This is a genomic window from Paenibacillus sp. NPDC056579 (assembly GCF_042793215.1).
Lineage (GTDB): Bacteria > Bacillota > Bacilli > Paenibacillales > NBRC-103111 > Paenibacillus_S.
Genome location: NZ_JBHTVD010000012.1, coordinates 13,605 through 32,176, shown reverse-complemented (window position 1 = coordinate 32,176; position 18,572 = coordinate 13,605). Strand labels below are relative to the sequence as shown.

The 18,572-nt window shown below is 51.7% G+C and carries 16 protein-coding genes; 10 read left to right on the top strand and 6 right to left on the bottom strand.

Annotation, left to right across the window (positions count from 1 at the left end):
• Positions 1-16 precede the first annotated feature (16 nt).
• Both ACFQ88_RS32420 and ACFQ88_RS32415 read right to left on the bottom strand, forming a co-directional pair.
• Positions 17-367: a hypothetical protein gene (locus tag ACFQ88_RS32420; RefSeq protein ID WP_379461002.1), complete on the bottom strand. Its 351-nt coding sequence runs from the start codon at positions 365-367 to the stop codon at positions 17-19.
• Complete coding sequence (locus ACFQ88_RS32415; protein ID WP_379461000.1) at positions 364-975, bottom strand: winged helix-turn-helix domain-containing protein; 612 nt, start codon at positions 973-975, stop codon at positions 364-366. The genes ACFQ88_RS32420 and ACFQ88_RS32415 overlap by 4 nt, the downstream gene beginning before the upstream one ends.
• A 269-nt stretch (positions 976-1,244) precedes the next feature.
• On the opposite strand from ACFQ88_RS32415, the gene ACFQ88_RS32410 reads away from it, so the two are divergent.
• On the top strand, positions 1,245-2,984 hold the full coding sequence (locus tag ACFQ88_RS32410; RefSeq protein WP_379460998.1) for a CotH kinase family protein: 1,740 nt from the start codon (positions 1,245-1,247) through the stop codon (positions 2,982-2,984).
• 62 nt (positions 2,985-3,046) lie between these two features.
• On the opposite strand, the gene ACFQ88_RS32405 is transcribed toward ACFQ88_RS32410, so the two are convergent.
• Both ACFQ88_RS32405 and ACFQ88_RS32400 read right to left on the bottom strand, forming a co-directional pair.
• Positions 3,047-4,279, bottom strand: coding sequence for a cytochrome P450 family protein (locus ACFQ88_RS32405; protein ID WP_379460996.1), 1,233 nt, complete (start codon positions 4,277-4,279; stop codon positions 3,047-3,049).
• 27 nt (positions 4,280-4,306) lie between these two features.
• A complete protein-coding gene (locus ACFQ88_RS32400; protein WP_379460994.1) occupies positions 4,307-4,918 on the bottom strand; it encodes a TetR/AcrR family transcriptional regulator in 612 nt (203 codons plus the stop codon).
• 187 nt (positions 4,919-5,105) lie between these two features.
• Between ACFQ88_RS32400 and ACFQ88_RS32395 the strand changes: the two genes are divergently transcribed.
• Positions 5,106-6,086, top strand: a complete 981-nt coding sequence (locus tag ACFQ88_RS32395; protein ID WP_379460991.1) for an ABC transporter substrate-binding protein — start codon at positions 5,106-5,108, stop codon at positions 6,084-6,086.
• 191 nt (positions 6,087-6,277) lie between these two features.
• A complete protein-coding gene (locus ACFQ88_RS32390; protein WP_379460989.1) occupies positions 6,278-8,791 on the top strand; it encodes an O-antigen ligase family protein in 2,514 nt (837 codons plus the stop codon).
• Positions 8,792-8,925: 134 nt separating this feature from the next.
• Here ACFQ88_RS32390 and ACFQ88_RS32385 read toward each other — a convergent pair whose 3' ends face one another.
• Positions 8,926-9,255 (bottom strand): hypothetical protein, encoded by a 330-nt coding sequence (locus ACFQ88_RS32385; protein ID WP_379460987.1) that lies wholly within the window; start codon positions 9,253-9,255, stop codon positions 8,926-8,928.
• Positions 9,256-9,311: 56 nt separating this feature from the next.
• Here ACFQ88_RS32385 and ACFQ88_RS32380 point away from each other — a divergent pair, with 56 nt between their 5' ends.
• From ACFQ88_RS32380 to ACFQ88_RS32365, 4 genes are all read left to right on the top strand, one after another.
• Positions 9,312-10,373: a MerR family transcriptional regulator gene (locus ACFQ88_RS32380; protein WP_379460985.1), complete on the top strand. Its 1,062-nt coding sequence runs from the start codon at positions 9,312-9,314 to the stop codon at positions 10,371-10,373.
• A 189-nt stretch (positions 10,374-10,562) separates the two neighbouring features.
• Positions 10,563-12,809, top strand: a complete 2,247-nt coding sequence (locus tag ACFQ88_RS32375) for an EAL domain-containing protein (RefSeq protein WP_239629549.1) — start codon at positions 10,563-10,565, stop codon at positions 12,807-12,809.
• A gap of 7 nt (positions 12,810-12,816) precedes the next feature.
• Positions 12,817-14,460 (top strand): thiamine pyrophosphate-binding protein, encoded by a 1,644-nt coding sequence (locus ACFQ88_RS32370; protein ID WP_379460982.1) that lies wholly within the window; start codon positions 12,817-12,819, stop codon positions 14,458-14,460.
• A gap of 51 nt (positions 14,461-14,511) precedes the next feature.
• Complete coding sequence (locus ACFQ88_RS32365) at positions 14,512-14,892, top strand: carboxymuconolactone decarboxylase family protein (protein ID WP_239629543.1); 381 nt, start codon at positions 14,512-14,514, stop codon at positions 14,890-14,892.
• Between the two features lie 77 nt (positions 14,893-14,969).
• Here the strand turns inward: ACFQ88_RS32365 and ACFQ88_RS32360 are convergent, their stop codons facing one another.
• Entirely contained in the window at positions 14,970-15,968 is a 999-nt protein-coding gene (locus tag ACFQ88_RS32360) for a HupE/UreJ family protein (protein ID WP_379460980.1), read from the bottom strand.
• A 198-nt stretch (positions 15,969-16,166) separates the two neighbouring features.
• On the opposite strand from ACFQ88_RS32360, the gene ACFQ88_RS32355 reads away from it, so the two are divergent.
• From ACFQ88_RS32355 to gatA, 3 genes are all read left to right on the top strand, one after another.
• Complete coding sequence (locus ACFQ88_RS32355; RefSeq protein WP_239629538.1) at positions 16,167-16,547, top strand: ATPase; 381 nt, start codon at positions 16,167-16,169, stop codon at positions 16,545-16,547.
• A gap of 243 nt (positions 16,548-16,790) precedes the next feature.
• The gene (gene gatC, locus ACFQ88_RS32350) at positions 16,791-17,078 is read left to right on the top strand and encodes an Asp-tRNA(Asn)/Glu-tRNA(Gln) amidotransferase subunit GatC (RefSeq protein ID WP_239629536.1); all 288 of its coding nucleotides are present in this window, start codon (positions 16,791-16,793) and stop codon (positions 17,076-17,078) included.
• 30 nt (positions 17,079-17,108) lie between these two features.
• A complete protein-coding gene (gatA, locus tag ACFQ88_RS32345; RefSeq protein WP_379460977.1) occupies positions 17,109-18,566 on the top strand; it encodes an Asp-tRNA(Asn)/Glu-tRNA(Gln) amidotransferase subunit GatA in 1,458 nt (485 codons plus the stop codon).
• Positions 18,567-18,572 lie beyond the last annotated feature (6 nt).

The window sequence follows — 18,572 nt, the reverse complement described above, 5'->3', positions numbered from 1 at the left end:
AAACGGATTTATAATGTTATGCCGCAAGACACTGAATATCGGTGCTGCGAGGACGTACGCCCCTTTTGCCTCCAAATCCGGACGACACCATAATCAGCTTAATTAACGGTTCGGTGTTTCCAGGAGTTAGATGCCATTCATTGACGAGTGTTTCTTCGACCTCTGATGCTTTTTCTTGACCGGCTCGATAGGCGTCGAGATCCACTACTTGCTCGTGTCCGGCAGCTGATGAAGCTCCGGCCATACGATCAGCCTGCTTTCTTATAACCAATAGAGGGGAAGAAACGGGCTGAATCTGCTCTTGTCCGGCGGCGCATTCATTGTTCCGCAGCTCTTGGGCTGCTGTTTCCTTCTTCTCATTGCTCATTCGGATCGATCTCCTTCCGCAGCTTTAGGATAAACGGCAAGCATAACCTGATACTGTGCGGTGTTGTCTCCGCTGCCCTCAGCCGCCTTCGCGTATTTCGCAACCAGCTTCTTCATCGTATCGACGTAATCGGCGATAAATGCCTCTCGTGCATCCTGGTCCTTGAGCGGGATTTGAAGCTGCAGGGTGGCGCTTGGAATTTCCGTGCCTTTCTCCGAATGGTCCATGAGAGTTACGGCGTCCTTTTTCATCTGTTCGGCCGTCGTGATGAGCTGGGCTAAGGAACCGTGCTCCTTCAAACGCTCGATGGTCTCTTCCGATAAGCTGAGCGATTCGGCGAGAACGAAGGTTTTGGCTATGGCCTGGTATAAAACCTCAACAAGATTGCGCACTTGTCTTGTTCCGACCTTGCGGATGAGTCCCGTCTTCTCCAGCGCCTTAATATGGTAATTCATTCGCTGCGGCGGCTCGTGAAGCATTCTGGCCAGCTCCGCCGCGGAAGCGGGTTCGGCCAGCCGGGACACGATATCCGCCCGAAGCGGATTAAGCAGAGCTACCGCCTGCTCCGGCGATTGCACGAGACAGCTTTCCATTATAGGTTGCTGCACACCATACCGACCTCCATACAACATTATACTAGCGTAAAAATATTTTATTACGTATTTTGTTTTTTGTCAAAAGGGCATCTGCCTCTTTTTTTTGAGGTGACAAATTGGTTTTTAAGTAAACAGGCGTGCACTCATTGAGTGAACGCCTGTTAGCCACGCCGAATGATCACGGGTCTGCCTCCATTTAAGTTTCATTAAAGGTTTCTTTCTTAAACTAAGAACGTCACAGTCAATCTTGCAACGAACCGCATAGATAAGGAGATGCCGATATGAATATAAAATTGATAGTCAAACAAGCCAGCTATGTGTTATTGTGCTCAGCACTGCTGACGGCATGCAGCCCAGGAAAGACGCAAACGTCAGGTACGTCGACCGAAGCCGCAGCAACGAACGGGGCGAGCGCTTCAAGTAAGCAAACGCTGGGGTACGTCAAGGAAATGGATAAAACCAAGATCATGACGTTCTCCATCAATGTCGATGAAGCGAAGTGGCAGGAGATGCTGGAAACCGCAGCGGAAGAGGAATACATTTCAGCCGATGTTACGATTAACGGAACGACGATCAAGAATGTCGGGATCCGGCCCAAAGGCAATTCCAGTCTGAAGCAAGTTGTAGCAGATGATACTACAGACCGTTACAGTTTTAAAATCAAATTCGATGAGTATGTAGATGGCCAAACATGGATGGGTCTCGACAAAATCGTCGTCAACAATATGCAGTCCGACAGCAGCTATATGAAAGAGTATTTAAGCTATGACATCATGAGCTACATTGGAGTCGACGCTCCGCTGTATGCTTTTGCGGATATCCAAGTGAACGGAAAGGCATGGGGCTTCTACTTGGCCGTTGAAGTGATGGACGGCAGCTACCTCGACAGAACGAAAGACGGTGAGGGCGAGCTGTACAAACCGAACAACGATGACAAGATGATGGCGGGCATGGGCAACATGCGCGGAGTCCCGGCGGGCGCAAATGGCGATACAGCGGCGGCCGGTGCGCAGGGCGCTTCCGGGAATGCCGGCACAGAAGGCTTGCCACCGCAGAGACCGGCGAGAGACGCTGTAACGGCACCAAACGGCATGCCCCCGGCTGACGGCAACGGGAACCGCGGTCCAGGCGGAGGCATGAATAGCGCGCAGAACGGCGTTTCCCTCGTGTATACGGACGATAAGGCCAGCAGCTATTCCGCCATTTTTGATAACGCTGAAACGAAAACGGATGAAACCGACTACGAGCGCGTTATCGCCGCGCTGAAAAATCTGAGCACAGGCACGGATCTGGCATCGTCGGTGGATGTGGACGCGGTGTTGAAATATTTTGCCGCGCATACCGTCGTTGTGAACATGGACAGCTACACCTCCAATATGGGGCATAACTATTACCTCTATGAAAACGACGGTCAGCTCAGCATGCTGCCTTGGGATTACAATATGGCGTTCGGAGGATTTCAGGCGGGTAACGCATCCGAGGTTGTCAATCTGGCGATTGACACGCCGCTCTCCGGCGTAAGCCTGCAGGATCGTCCGATCCTTGGCAAGCTGCTCGAAGTGCCGGAATACAAGGAGAAGTATCATGCCTACCTGCAAGAAATCGTGAATGGTTACTTTGCTGACGGCAAATTTGAACAAACGGTTGCGAACCTCGATCAATTGATTTCCAGCCATGTGCAAAACGATCCGAGCGCCTTCAACACCTACGAAGAATACAAATCGGCGGTTGCCGAGTTAACGAAGCTGGGCACGCTTCGGTCGGAGAGCATTCAAGGGCAGCTCAAAGACGAAATCCCTTCAACAACCGAGGGGCAAAAAGCCGACGCAAGCGCACTGATCGATGCCTCTGCGGTGGATCTGTCGAAGCTGGGCAACGGGATGGGTAAGGGTGGTCCCGGCAAAGACGGCTTCGGAGGCGGGCCAGGCCGATTCCCGAACGGGATGAATGGCGGCGACCAAACCGAGACGGAGCAAGGAAGTGATTCGGCAGGCCAGACAACTTCGGCACCTGCAAACTAACGTGAAAAAGCCCTAAGCCGTTTTTTAGTCGAGCTTGGGGCTTCTTCCTATTTACGCTCCATTTAAAATGTCACAGGCAATCTTACAAGTGATCTCAAGGTGCTGAAATGATATTCCACCGGCTCTGAGCCGGTTGCGAGCTGCAGATTGGGAAGCCGCCGCAGCAGCGTGCCGAAAGCGATTTGTCCTTCCAAACGGGCCAGCGGCGCCCCCAGGCAGTGATGGATCCCTTTGCCAAAAGCCAGATGCTCGTTCTCTTCTCTAGTGATATCGAGCGTCTCGGGATTGGCAACCTTGTGCGGATCGATATTGGCGCCGGCAATGGAGACGACCACCATTTCCCCTTTGCGGATAGTCTTGCCGTGAATGATGACATCCTCGCCGGCAAAACGGCTCGTGATCATGATAGGGCCGGCATAGCGCAGCAGCTCTTCGACGGCGGTAGGGAGCAAGGAAGGATTTTCCCGAAGCAAATTCATTTGCTCGGGATGCTGCAAAAGAGCAAGCACACCGTTGCCGATCAGGTTGACCGTCGTTTCGTGACCGGCGGTAATGAGAAGCCAAATGGTCGAGAGCAGCTCATTCTCGCTTAGCCGGTCACCTTCGTCAAAGGCTTGAACCAAGCCGCTTGTCACATCATTGCCGGGATTTCGCCGCTTATCGTCGAGCAGACCTTTAATATACTGAATAAACTCATCGAGAGCCGTTGTCACTGCATCCGAATCGCGGGGATCCAATGCTGCTTTTCCGAGTCTTTGCGTCCACTCCCGAAACCGGTTCTGGTCTGAAGCGGGAATCCCCAGCATTTCGGAGATGACCATAATGGGGAGGGGATAGGCAAAGTCCGCGACCAGCTCCATCCTGCCTTGGCCTTCAACACGATCCAGCAGCTCATCCGCAATTTGCTGAATGCGCGGGCGAAGACCCTCGATCATTTGCGGGGTGAACGCTTTGGACGCCAATCGGCGGAGGCGGGTATGATCGGGCGGGTCGACCGACAGCATGTTGGGCATATGCTTCATCCATTCAATCAATTTATTGACGGATGCATTCGTCGCGGCTGAACCGGCTTGGTCCTGCTGCGGCATGAGCTTCCGCATATCTTTTAGAAAACGGGGGTCCTTCAATACGGCGGCAGCATCGTCGTGCCGAAAGGCGATCCATGCGCCCCCCATACCAAAAAAGTCGTCCAAACGGTAGAGCGGCTCCTGTTGTTCAACAAGCCGATGATAGAAGGCGAAGAAATCTCGCATCGTTTCCGGCGAAGTAAAATCGCTGCTGGTGATGTTCTCCATGCTCTTACCCCTTCCCATTACCTCGTTTTATTGTTCGATACCAAAGCGGATCATATTGCAAAAACGGTTCATTTTATCGAAATAGTGCTGAACATACTCGTCGTCGACAGCCTCAATTTGAGAGACATCCAACAGGAACTTTTTCTCAAAATGCTCTAATGCAATCATGATCAGCTCAAATGCTTGATCGCGGTCCAGCCCGTCCCGAAGCGGAACTTTGTCAAACAATGTTCTCCACAATTGGTTTCTCGATGTGATAACGTCACCATACTTTGCCTCAATATCCGGTTTCAATTCGTCCGGCGTCAAATAAAAAGCCTCATACACCAATTTGTACTCATCGGGTGAATTTCGAAAGTAATTGAACTCCAGTCGGCCGAACTCGTCCAGGGCTTTAAAAAAATCTTCGTACTTCAAAATCGAATCCATCTTCAGCTCGGACCCGATTTTTTCGGAGCAGTGTTCGAGCAAGCTGAAATACAGCTTTTTCTTGCTTTTGAAATGATGAAAGATCAAGGCTTTGGAAATGCCGGCCGCCTCCGCGAGCATTTCCGTCGAAGTCTGTTTATACCCGTGGCGTGCAAACAAGGACAAGCAGGCCTCCAGCATCTTTTCTTTTTCGTAGAGCTGCAGCGGCAAAAAGCATCACCTCCCATTATGCTGACCGATCGGTTAGCTCGATTATAATATATGCTGACCGAATGGTCAATATGCGCTGTTTAATTTGCAAAATGGAGTCGATGGGTTGACTTTGAAAATGATATTCATTATCATTCATTAAGCGGAACCATTATCGGAAATTATGCAGCAATGGAGGAAATTAAGGATGAAAAAAATTCAAATGAACAAGCGAAAATGGCTGCTGCCTGCCGTCGCGGCATTAGCGTTAGCGCTATCGGCGTGCGGTTCGAGCCCTGACGGCCAAACGGGGGAGCAAGCCAATTCTTCGGCCCCGGCTTCGTCCGGTACGACGGCGAAGGAGAAAGTCGTCAAGGATGGGATGGGCCACGAGGTGACCATTCCGGCGCAGCCGAAACGGATTCTGGGCTCGTATCTTGAGGATCCGCTGCTAGTGCTCGGCGAAAAGCCGGTTGCCCAATGGTCGGTTGCCAGCGGCACGCAGCAGTATTTGGAGAAAGAGCTGAGCGGTGTGCCGACGATCCCTTCGGACCTGCCTCCGGAGACGGTGCTGAGCTTTGCTCCCGATCTCATGCTTATAGGCAATGAATCGGCGGTTGCCAAAGGGCTGTACGAGCAATACTCCAAAATAGCTCCCACCTACGTGCTGGGAAGCGAAATTAACAATGACTGGCGCAAGACATTGCGGAAAATCGCCGAGCTGCTGAACAAATCCGATGTTGCCGAAAAGGCGCTTGCCGGCTATGAAGAGAAAGTGAAGGCAACCAAGGAGAAGGTGGGTCCGAAGCTTGGGGACAAGAAGGTCGCTATCTTGTGGGTAACCAAGAAAACCTTTTATGTCGTCAACGGAAAAATTGCCAGCGGTGCCGTGCTCTATGGCGATTTGGGCCTGAAGATGCCCAATATTTTGGCTGTGCTGCCCGAGGCCAAAGCCAACTGGGTATCGATATCCCTCGAGAAGCTGGCGGAGCTCGATGCCGACTATATTTATCTGGTCAATAGCGATAAGGGCCAGGCAGGCAATCTGGAGGAGCCGTTGTGGAAAAATATCCCAGCGGTCAAAGCGGGCCGTGTATACGAAATGGACAGAACCCGTAGCTGGCTGTATAACGGATTGATTGCCGGCACCAAGGTGATGGACGACGTCGTAAGCAGTATGTCCCAATAACAGGATGTCCGCTGCGGCTATTATCGAATGGAACCCCTGGAGGCATAACGTCTATACAGGGGTTCTTTGCTGTTTTCCGATGCCAATCTATCATTTGAAATCCTACAAAGTGACATTGTTAAATTTTGGATGTATAATCCTAATGTAGGAGATGATGGGTGAAAATTGGTAATTGGAGGTTTCGCTAGAACATGATTACTAGACAGAGAGCACCTGTATACGGTGCCGGTAGGAGCAGGCTGGAGGAGAGGGCGGCAGAGAAGCATTCCATTCTCAGCGGCCTGATGCTGATAGGCATAACGCTGTTTATGGTCGTCGCGCCGTTTCATGCTGCATTATTTTACGGATATACGGTTCAATATGAGGTGAACATCCATTCCGCCGTCATGCTGTCCGGAGTGCTATTACTTTTGCTAAGCTTCTATGCTTTCTATCATTGGCGTTTTCAACAAATGAGAGATTGGCTGGCGCTGGCCGTATGGACGATCCCGCTCTCCTATGCGTTGTCCTCGATTTCCGCAGCGTCTTCTCATTTTTCAGCCAATATGATCGAAATGAACATGATGTATGCCGCATTTTTTGCTATAGCCGTCTTCTTAGCCGCGAACAAATCATCAGCGGGTATTTTGCAGCAAGGCATCGTTTTCTCCGGTTATATTATCGTGGTTTACTGCTTCATGAATATGTTCGGAAATGCATATTACCGCGACGCCGTCATGCTGACGGACCAAGGCTTGCGGCTGACGTCCGTGTTCCAGTATGCCAACGCGTATGCCGCGTATTTACTGGCGCTTTTGTTGTCATGCATTTGGACGTTCATGAATACTCGCAAGCCGTATTTGATGCTTTTGCACGGCATCATGCTGCTTCCGATCATGCTGTCCTTTCTATTGACGCTATCGCGGGGAGGCATCGTGGTGCTACCGCTGATATTGCTTGCGATCCTTCCCTTTTTTACGCTGATCCGCCAAATCGCTTTTTTCGTTTACCTCGCCATCGTAACGGCAGGCTCTCTTCTCATCCTGGAGCCGATACGAAGCAAAGCGGAAGCCATCGTTCGCCGCGTAGTTTCGAGTGCTGAGCCTGAGCAGCAGCGGATCGGCTTTTTTACACCGGATTCCATCTCCGGATGGCTGCTGCTGGGAGGGGTTTCCCTGCTGACGGCTGTGCTATTGGTATGCCTCCACTATTGGCTGGTGCCGCGGACGGAGAAACGGTACGCCGACAAGCTGGACAAGCGGTTCATGCCGCTGCTTCTTCCGGCGCTGATGATCGCAGCCTGTATTCTCGGAGCGGCGGTTCTATCCGGCAATACGCCGCTCACGAAGCTTCTTCCCGACTCGCTGCAGCAAAGGCTGTCATCGATTAATTTCCAGCAGCACAGCGTTCTCGAACGGTTTACCATGTATAAGGATTCCTTGAAAATCGCCTCCGATTATCCGGTAACGGGAGCCGGAGGAGGAGCTTGGATCAGCATGTACCAGAAGTATCAGAACAACCCGTACGTTGTAAAGCAGGTGCATAATTTCTTTTTGCAATATTTGATAGAGACAGGGCTGGTTGGCTTGCTATGCTTGGTAGGCTTGCTAGGCTGCGTGCTCTACGGCTACATCCGTCATTACTTCGGGAGCCGGCAGGAGGACAGGGCGAGCCATCATATTTTTTATATCGTGGCGGTTAGTATCCTCATTCACAGCATGCTGGATTTTGAGATGAGCTATGTGTATTTGGCTTCGCTCGTATTTTTGTGTCTCGGGGGAATGGCGTCGCAAGCGGATAAGCCGATGGCTCTATTCAAGCCGGATTCGGCTGGAAGCAAGCGTATCCGGTGGGCTGTCCCTGTCCTTATGGGAGCTGCTTCGGTGTATCTGTTTTACTCCGCGGCCGTTCAATTGAAGTCGAACCAGCTGTTTATTCAGGCGAATGAACTGGTGCGCGCGAGCTCCAAGCCGAGCTTTGATGAAGTAATGGAGCCGCTTGACGCGGCGCTAAAGTATGCTACGGGCCATCCGGACTATTTAAATTTCAAAATTCAGCTGCTGCATCAGGCTTACAATCAAACCAAAGAAGCTTCGTTCGAGCAGGAAGCTAACCGCAGTCTGGCCTTGCTGGACCAATACGAGCCTTACAATAAGGAAAGGCTGGAAACGGAGTACGACCAATATGTCCAAACGGGCAGGCTGGATGAAGCGTTGAAGGTGGCATTGCGCAGCTTGGAGCTGAATCCGTGGGGCGTATCGGTGTATAAGGAAAGACCGAACTGGTACGAGCGCGCCATCGCTCTTTGCTATGAATTAGGCAGCAGGGCAAGGGCAGCCAATCAGACGGATTCGGCGAATGCCCACTGGAATCGGGCATATTCGCTTTATGATACGGTGACGGCCAAAACCGAATCGCTCAAGCTGCTGCCCAAAGGGCAAATGCAGGGAGAACCGTTCGGTGTAACGCCGGTCATGTCCTTGTTCATAGGCCAGGCGAAATTTGCGCACAAAGACTATGCAGGAGCGGCCGACGCGCTGCGCCTCAACGTTTCGGCAGACTATGGGATCGAGATCAACCGGATGATTGCCCGGTGGTATCTCGCGGCCCTTCAGATGAAGGGAGAGAGCGATGCAGCCGTTTATGCGCAGCTGACAACGAAGTTCCCGGAGGAAAAGGAGAGCATAGCCGCTTTAGCCGCTTTGACTGCCGGACAAGCGAAGTAAGGCCACGCTATGCTGCGAATCGCTTAAAAGAGGCACAGGCAAGGTAAAAAGCCCTTCTTCGAATCCAGACGATTCGAAAAAGGGCCGGCCTTCCCGTTAATGCATACGCAGCGGGCGGGGCGGTCAGAAGGTAATCAGCTGAACGCCCATAGCACATAAGCCAAATAACCGCCTGCAATGGCGATTACGTAGTATATCGCAAGTCGCAGAAAGATTTTTCCTGTGCTCTTATCGTAGGTGGGGTTCCCTTCTTTATTTTTCTGGGAAACGCCGACAGCGATAGTCGCGGTTAATCCGAACATGGCGACAATAAAAATAAGAACATAAAGAACGGTAAGATTCATGTCATCACCTTCATTAATGTGGCATTGATAATCGACATAGTTATTGTACCTCAAATCGCCCCATTCGTAACCATCCAATTGGCTGAGCATCTTCCCATCCAGTTGCAACAATTTGTTCACATCTGTACCTTTCCCTAACGTCATAGTTTACAATAAGTGCTACGGAGGTCGAGTGAATGAAAATCAACGAGCTGGCAGGGCGGCTGGACGTCACGCCTAGAGCGATTCGTTTTTATGAGGAAAAAGGACTGCTGCATCCTCGCTATGCGGATAACGGCTACCGCTTCTACACGGAGGATGACGCATGGAGACTGCAAACCATTACGGCTTTCCGGGAGATCGGATTCGGCATCGAAGCCATCGCCAAGCTGCTCCTTTATGTGGATAGCGGAGACAGGGATACGTTCCGGCATTATTTGGAGCTGCAGCGAGCCGTTCTGTTCTCCCGGTGGGTGGAGTGGAAGCAGCTGCTTGCCGCATTGGACAGGCTGATTGACCGGGCAGACGGCCAAAAGCCTTTGCAGCTGGACGACCTGTTCGAGCTGGCTGATAACATTAGGCAGCTTAAGCATGTGCGGTCCACTTGGGAGGACCGGTGGGATTACGACGGTCTTGCCGAACGGTTCGACCGCTTGTCGAGCCAGAGAATGAGTCCCGTAGGCTTTATGGCGACGGCGGACGAATATGAGCAGGCGCTTGCTTTTACCGTGCAGTGGATAGCCCCTCAGCCGGGAGAGACCGGATTGGACGTCGGCACCGGAACGGGTGTTTTGGCCGGGCGCCTTCAGCAGGAAGGAGCCGCCATGTACGCAGTGGAGCAATCGAGACAGATGCTCGCGCGCTGCCGCGGCAATTATCCGGATGTGCAATCCAAGCTGGGCAATTTTATGGCGCTGCCATTTTTTGAAGGTGAATTTCATTTTATTGCGACGCACTTTGCCTTTCATCATTTGAACGAGGGTCAACAGCGGCTAGCCTTGGAGGAGATGAACCGGGTGTTGAGGCCGCAGGGCCGGATCGTCATAACGGGTCTTATGTTCGAGCATGCGGAAGCACGTGAAGTTCTTATGTCGAGGCTGGAACGTGAAGGAGACCGGGAGCGGCTGTCCGAGCTTACGAGCCGGTATCCTGCAGACAGGTCTGGGCTGCTCGAATGGTTCCGAAGCCATGGTTTTATTACTATCCAGCAGCAGCTGAACGAGTGGATCCATATGGTTTATGCGGTACGCAAGCATTAATTGTCATAGAACGACAGCTTTGCGAAAATTCGATCTCATTTGACAATGGTTCAATTATCCGGGAAGATCTCGACAAACGATGGGCCGAGGGGCCTAATTGTTAAGGGTATTTTATTTTGGATGAAGAAGGATTTTCTGACAGCCAAACCGAATAATCAAAGGAAGAAGATGTGAGAAGAGAGGGAATTCATGGCCAACTCCAAACCTCAATATATTTTGGACTCGCATAACAAGTCCCGGGAATATTGCCTGGATCCGGATACGATCCCGATTTTTGAAGAAAATTTGTCGCACAAAGACCTATTGCGCAAGTTTTCGGAATATGAGGACGTTCTGAAGGTAGTACGATTTTTTGTCAAAAAATTGCTGGATTCGTTGAAAGGAAACCCGATTCTTATAGTCGTCTCCGACGAAAACGGCGTTGTGCTGGACATGGAGGGCGACGAGACGATCAAGCAAACGGTGAATCAGCTCGGAATTCGCGTCGGCGTGAGGTTTACGGAGGAGACGTGCGGCACGAATGTCATCAATTTGGCGCTTTCCCAATGTGTGCCCATCGAACTGATCGGCGACGACCATTACCATTCCTGCCTATTCTCCAGCGCTTGCTACTCCGTACCGTTCCATTATACCGATAAAAACAACCTCCTGGGCAGCATCTCCATTATGACCTCCGTCGGACTGGCCGATCCGTTTTACTTGACTTTACTGACGATGGCGGTGGATTCCATTGAGAGGGAATTGCTCCTGGTCAAGCAGAATCAGAAGCTGAACGTGTTGAATCAGATCATGATCAATTCGACCCGCAGCGGCATTATTATGACCGATAAAGAAGGCTTCATTATTGAATTCAACGACGTAGCCGAGCAGCTGACCGGGTTGAAAAAAGGCTTGATCCGCCACCAGGCGGTGCGCCAGTTCAAGCCGATGGGCCAATATATTTCCGATGTCATCGAAAAAGGCAGCAAATACGAAAACATTCAGCTCATGTTCGAGCGGCAGAATGGCAAAAGCAAGTTTGTGTGCTTGTTCGACGCTCTCCCAATTTATGACGAGCACTACGATATCATTGGAGCCTTCGGCCAATTCCGGGACGTGACCCAGCTGTATGAGGCCGAGGAAAAATATAATCATCTGGCTTATCATGACGATTTGACCGGCTTGCCGAACCGCAGGCTGTTCTACAAGCAAATCAACGAAATGTTCGAGGGTGCGGAGCAAAATCAAAATTCGTTCGCGATCCTGTACATCGATTTGGACCGGTTTAAAATGGTCAACGATACGTTGGGACACCGCAACGGCGACATTTTGCTGCAGGAAGTCGCGGAACGGCTGAAAAACTGCCTGGAGACGGATTGCATGCTGGCCCGTATGGGCGGAGACGAGTTCACGATTATCGTGCCGGACGCCTCGGGACCGGAGGTGGCCGTCTCCATAGCCGATGCCATCATTCAGAAGTTCAAGCGCAGCTTCACGATTCAGGGGCACGATTTTCACATTACGGCGAGCATCGGCATTTCCTTGTATCCAAGCGACGGCCAGGATGCGGAGACGCTGATGATTCATGCGGATACGGCGCTGTACAAAGCGAAGGAAACGGGCAAAAACAACTATATGCTGTACGTTCCGTCCATGAACCAGTCGTCGCATGAAAAGCTTGCCTTGGACAGCTCGCTGCGCAGAGCCGTTGAGCGTGAGGAATGGGTGCTTCATTATCAGCCTCAAATTGACATCCGCACAGGCGAAGTGGTCGGAGTCGAGGCGTTAATCCGGTGGCTGCATCCGGAGTTCAAGATGGTTTCTCCTGCCGAGTTTATTCCGCTTGCCGAAGAAACGGGTTTGATCGTCCCTATTGGAGAGTGGGCGTTGAAGCAAGCGTGCATGCAAAATAAAAAGTGGCAGGACGCAGGGTATCCGCAGGTACGCGTCGCGGTCAATTTATCAACGGCCCAGTTTATGAAGAAAAATCTGGATCAGACCGTCGCACACGTGCTGGCGGAAACCGGGCTTGATCCGAAATATTTGGAGCTCGAAATTACCGAAACCATGACTATGGATGTGGAGAGGTCAAGCCAGATTTTGGACGAGCTTAGCCGGCTCGGAGTTCAAATCAGCATAGACGATTTCGGCACGGGCTACAGCTCGTTGAATTACTTGAAAAAGTTCTCCATTCACCGTCTGAAAATCGACCGTTCTTTCGTCCGGGACATTACAAGCGACGAGAGCGACGCAAGAATCGTAGGAGTTATCATTTCCATGGCACACCATCTGGGGTTGAACGTTATAGCCGAGGGAGTAGAGACAGCAGAGCAGGTTGCTTTCTTGAAGGAGCAGCAGTGTGACGAGATTCAGGGCTACTATTTCAGTAAGCCGCTGACAGCTGAAGAGCTGGAAGAGAAATATTTTAAGAACAGAACAATCATGGGGTGGAGATGAAAGAGTGATGAGAGTTTCGCAAGTTCTTGCTTCCAATATGAAGACATGGGGCATCGATCGTGTTTTCGGCATACCGGGGAAACCGATTTCCCCTATGATGCTCGACCTTGACAGCGAAGGTATCGAGTTTGTCCTGACACGTCACGAGGCGGGAGCCGGATTTGCGGCTGCTGGATATGCGATGAGCAGCCGCAAGCTGGGAGTCGCGCTCGGGACGTCGGGACCGGGAGGCACCAATTTGCTGACGGCGGCAGGTCAAGCCAAGGCTTACAATTTGCCGCTTCTTATCCTTACAGGCCAGCCTTCGGCAAGTGATTCGGGCAAAGCGCTGGGGCAGGATTCAAGCTATTTCGGTACCGATCTGGTGAAGATGTTCGAGCCGGTTACTCTGTTCAGCGCCCGGGTGGAGAGGGCCGATCTGCTCTCCATGTATCTTCGCCACGCGCTGGAAAGAGCATTGACCGGTCCCAAAGGTCCTGTGCACCTGTGCATTCCGTTCGATATCTTAATGTCCCAGGTGGAGCCGTTTGCTTTATCGCTGCCGATCAACATCCCTCAAGCCATTTCCCCGAATGCGGAAGAGGCGATTCCGCTGTTGAACGCGGCCCAAAGACCGGTGCTGTTCCTCGGGAAGGGAGTCAACGCAGCCGATGCGTACGAAGAGGTGCGTATACTGGCTGAGCACTGGAACATTCCTGTCATCACTACGCCGGGCGGCAAAGGCGTATTTCCTACGAAGCATCCGCTGTGCCTCGGCAACTTCGGCTTGGGCGGGACGGCGCAAGCGCGCGATTATTTGAAATCCGGCGTCGATCTTCTTATTGCTGTCGGCACCAAGCTAAGCGACATGACCTTATCGGGGTTCACCGCGGACATGATGCCGAAGCAGGTCATTCACTTCGACTATGACATTACTTTCATTGGCAAAACGCTCGACGTTCCGACACTCCCTGTTCTTGGAGATGCCAAAGGGAACCTGCAGCGGCTGATTGCAACAGCCAAGGCAAGCAGCCGGATGTACGAAGCGGCCGCGACACTGGAATCTCCGCTCCCAGCTGTGCCGGAGTATAATGCGCTCGGCGAGCTATCCGCCGCTTTTGCCGTGAAGGCGCTTCGCTCAGCATTGCCCGATGACGCTGTCGTATTTGGGGACGACGGGAGTCATACCTTTTATGCGATTCGCCATTTCGACATCGTCGAGCCGGGCACGTTCCACTTCGACGACGTGTTCGGAGCTATGGGACATGCGATCGGTTATGCGATCGGCGCGAAGGCGGCCCGGCCGGACCGTACGATCGTCTGCTTGACCGGTGACGGCTGCGCCATGATGCACGGAATGGAAATATCGACGGCGGTCAACCACCGGATTCCTGTTATTTTTGTCGTCTTGAACAACGGAAGACTTGATATGGTTGATAAAGGGATGTCCCATAATACAGGCCGCAGCGTAGGCGCTATCTATCGGAATCCTCTCGATACGGCGATGTTTGCCCGTTCATTGGGAGCGGAGGGAGTCTGCTGCCGGACAAGCGAGGAGATCCGGGCTGCCGTGGCCGACGCCGTGAAGGCCGATGTCCCTACGGTCATCGAGATTATGGTAGATCCGCTGGAGACGCCTCCGATTCTTAGCCGTTTGCTTTCACTCGATTAGCACCGGCAGGAGCGATACCGATAACTATTTTGACTGGAGCGATGAATTCGAATGTCTGACAACCGTTATGAGCAAGGTATGGATGTATTGAAGAAAATGGTCGGAGGGGAGCAGTTCCCGCCGCTTGAAGCGATCCGCAGCTTTTACCCCGATTTCGCCAATATGATTGTTACGAACGGCTTTGCCGATATATATTGCCGTCCTGAGCTCGACCATAAGCAGAGGGAAATGATCACGCTCTCCTCCTTAATTACTCAGGGAGCGATCGATCAACTGAATTTTCATGTCCATGCAGCGTTGAATGTAGGCGTAAGACCTGTGGAAATTGTAGAACTGGTCATGCATTTAAGCGGCTACGTAGGATTCCCGAAAGCGATTAGCTCGATGGATGTTGTGATGAGAATTTTTAAAGAGAGAGAAATCCAATTGTGAAAAAGGGGGCTGTGGGAGATTCTCCCACAGCCTGCGTAAGTATCGGCCAGTCCGCAAGTGCTAAACCGCTACCCATCCTATCCAATGACCCCCGTACGTTCTAACAGCCACCAAAGCGCTTGAACTCCAATCACTGCCGATCCTCCAACGACAATACTTTTGTATCCCGCTTTATTCCGCAGCCATAAGATCATCGGCATGATCGTTATGACGAGGATCAGCTGTGCAGCCTCCACTCCCGCATTAAAAGCCACCAGCGAACTGACGAAATAGTTGGCGGGCAGACCGATTTCCCCCAGCGCCCCGGCGAATCCCATCCCGTGAACAAGTCCGAATAGGAAAGTCAGCAGCGAACGAAGCGAATGCTTTGGCGACACTATATTTTCTATGGCTACGTAACCTATCGTCAAGGCGATTGCCGCTTCCACCCACACTGGATTTACGTTAATGTAACCCAGCGCGGTTAACAGAAGCGTTACGCTGTGCGCAATCGTAAAGGCAGTGACGATCTGAACGATACGCTTGTAGCTGTCTGCGATGACAAGCAGGGACAAGAGAAAGAGCAGGTGATCGTAGCCTGTCGCGAAATGCTCGATTCCCAGCGTAAAATAACGCCATAGGGTAGTGCCAAGTGACGCGGAATGCGACGATTCAAAATGGTAACTGCGGTGAGAGGCGTCGAATACCGTTTGATCTAAATCGTTTCCGTCCGCCATGATTGCAAAATTCAGATGGTTCGGGTCTGAATCGTCAAAAAGCAGGTTATATTGAATAGTAAAGCCGATGATAGGCTGGCTGCTAGTATAATAGAGTTGAAAGCTGACCCCCGGGACTGATTCCTTCACATTTTTGTTCATGGATTGAAGGTGGAAACCCATATCCTCCATGTTCTGCTGGAGCCGGATGCCGTCCTGCAAATATCGCATGATTTGCCCAGTCTGTCCTTCCAGCTCTTGAGAGGAAAGGCTTCCGTCGCCGTTCGTGTCGAACCTGGAGAGGCTGAGTTCCGGTATGAACAAGTCGTATTGGACGCCTTCTTCCCGGGTGACGGTCAATTCGGAATAGCCGTTATTCAACGGATGTGCGGAGACCTCTTGTCTATCATTGCTTACGAACCAAAAAAATGCTAAGATTAATAGAATTAAACATAAACGTATGTTGACATTCATAGCTCGACTCATCATATACCTCTAGTAAGGATGTTATTACTAACACATCATAACGAATTTCGGGCTTGAATCAAATAGGCGCGTTAGTCTTGGGAGGAATGGCATATGCTTCGTTTGGGACAAAAGGTTTATATCGTCGCAGACAAATTTGAGCAAAATTTGCCCGTTGGAGATTACGGTTATATCATCGCTTATGATCGGAATGCGGATAATGTATTTGATTATGTCGTGCGTGTTCCTAAAATAAATAAACACTTTTTCGTAACCGGCGATGATATTGAGCTGGAGGAAGTACTGATTCAACAAGAGGTTGACCGTTTGGAGCGGGAGGCATTGATCGACTTCGCTCTTGCCACCAGGAACGAAGAGCTGTTCCGCCGCATTATGAACGGGGACGAGGAGCCGGAGGAATCGACAGAATCTGCCAAAGAAGTGATGTCTCAAGAGGACTTCATCAAACAAGTCAATCTAAAGGCCTGGATCTAATCCGAGGCAGCTTGGCAGCATGTCATCCGCATTAGCACTATACAGGACAGCCCCTTTCGGAGCTTTTGGCCCCGGCAGCGGGCTTTTTTTCTGTTGGTCCGGCAAGGTGCGGCCGCTCGGGGCACGGTACTTCTTTTTTGGGGGATTGGAATTGAGTTCAATATGCATCTGGTCTATAATATAAGGATGAGTTTTCGGTTATGATGTCGAAAATGAGGACGATTACGAAGCGGGGGGCAGTCGATGAGCGTTACGATTAAAGATGTTGAGCATGTAGCCAAGCTGGCCAGACTGGAACTGAGTGAGCAGGAAAAAGAGACGTTTACCGGGCAATTGAACGCCATCTTAAAATATGCGGAAAAACTGAATGAGCTGAATACAGACGATGTAGAGCCTACGAGCCATCCGATGCCGTTGTCGAACGTTATGCGCGAGGACGTATCGCGGCCTTCCCTGCCGATCGAGAAGGTGCTGCTGAACGCGCCGGACGAAGAGGACGGGCAGATCAAGGTGCCTGCCGTACTGGAATAGCTGTCATTCATATGAAGGGAGGATGCTGTTTTGTCTTTATTTGATTTGAAATTGCAGGAATTACATAACCGGCTTAGCGCCAAAGAACTATCCGTCTCCGACCTGGTGAACGCATCCTATGAGCGGATCGGCCAAGTGGAAGACAAGGTGAAAGCGTTTCTGACGCTGGATGAGGAGAACGCCCGCGCCGCTGCCAAAGCATTGGACGAGCAGCTGGGCAAGAGCGATACGAGAGGCTTGCTGTTCGGCCTGCCTATCGGCATTAAAGACAACATCGTTACCGAAGGCGTGAAAACCACTTGCGCCAGCCAATTTTTGCGCAACTTCGATCCGGTTTATGACGCAACGGTTGTGAAAAAGCTGAAAGACGCGCAAGCCGTCAGCATCGGCAAATTGAACATGGACGAGTTCGCCATGGGCGGCTCGAACGAGAACTCCAGCTTCCAGGCGACGCATAACCCGTGGAACCTGGAATATGTTCCGGGCGGTTCCAGCGGCGGCTCCGCTGCAGCTGTGGCTGCGGGTGAGGTGTATTTCTCGCTCGGCTCGGATACGGGCGGCTCGATTCGTCAGCCGGCCGCTTATTGCGGTATCGTCGGCATGAAACCGACCTATGGACTTGTGTCCCGGTTCGGTTTGGTTGCCTTTGCATCCTCTTTGGACCAAATCGGTCCGTTGAGCAAAAACGTCGAGGACAGCGCCTACCTGCTGCAGGCGATTGCGGGTCACGATCCGCAGGACTCCACGTCGGCGAACGTTGACATTCCCGACTATATCAGCGCGCTTACGGGCGATGTCAAAGGCTTGCGTGTAGCCGTGCCGAAGGAATATATGGGCGAAGGCATCGATCCGTTGGTCCGTAAGGCTGTCGTTGCCGCTCTGAAAGTATTGGAAAGCATGGGAGCCATTGTCGAGGAAGTATCGCTGCCGCATACGGAATACGCCGTGGCCTCGTACTATCTGCTCGCTTCCTCGGAAGCGTCGTCCAACCTGGCGCGCTTCGACGGCGTGCGTTACGGCGTACGTGCGGAAAATCCGAAAAACCTGCTTGATTTGTACCTGAAATCGAGAAGCGAAGGCTTCGGTCCGGAAGTGAAGCGCCGGATCATGCTTGGTACGTATGCGCTCAGCTCCGGCTATTACGATGCGTACTATCTTAAGGCGCAAAAGGTTCGTACCTTGATCAAGCAGGATTTTGACAAAGTGTTCGAGCAATACGATGTTGTGATCGGACCGACGGCGCCGACTACGGCGTTCAAAATCGGTTCTCAAGTGAACGATCCGATCACGATGTATTTGAACGATATATTGACCATTCCGGTCAACCTTGCGGGAGTGCCTGCGATCAGCGTACCTTGCGGATTTGCTGACGGCATGCCGGTCGGCTTGCAAATTATCGGGAAAGCGCTGGATGAGTCGACCGTGCTGCGCGTGGCTCATGCCTACGAGCAGAACACCGATCACCATAAGCAGCGCCCTGAGCTGTAAGAGAAT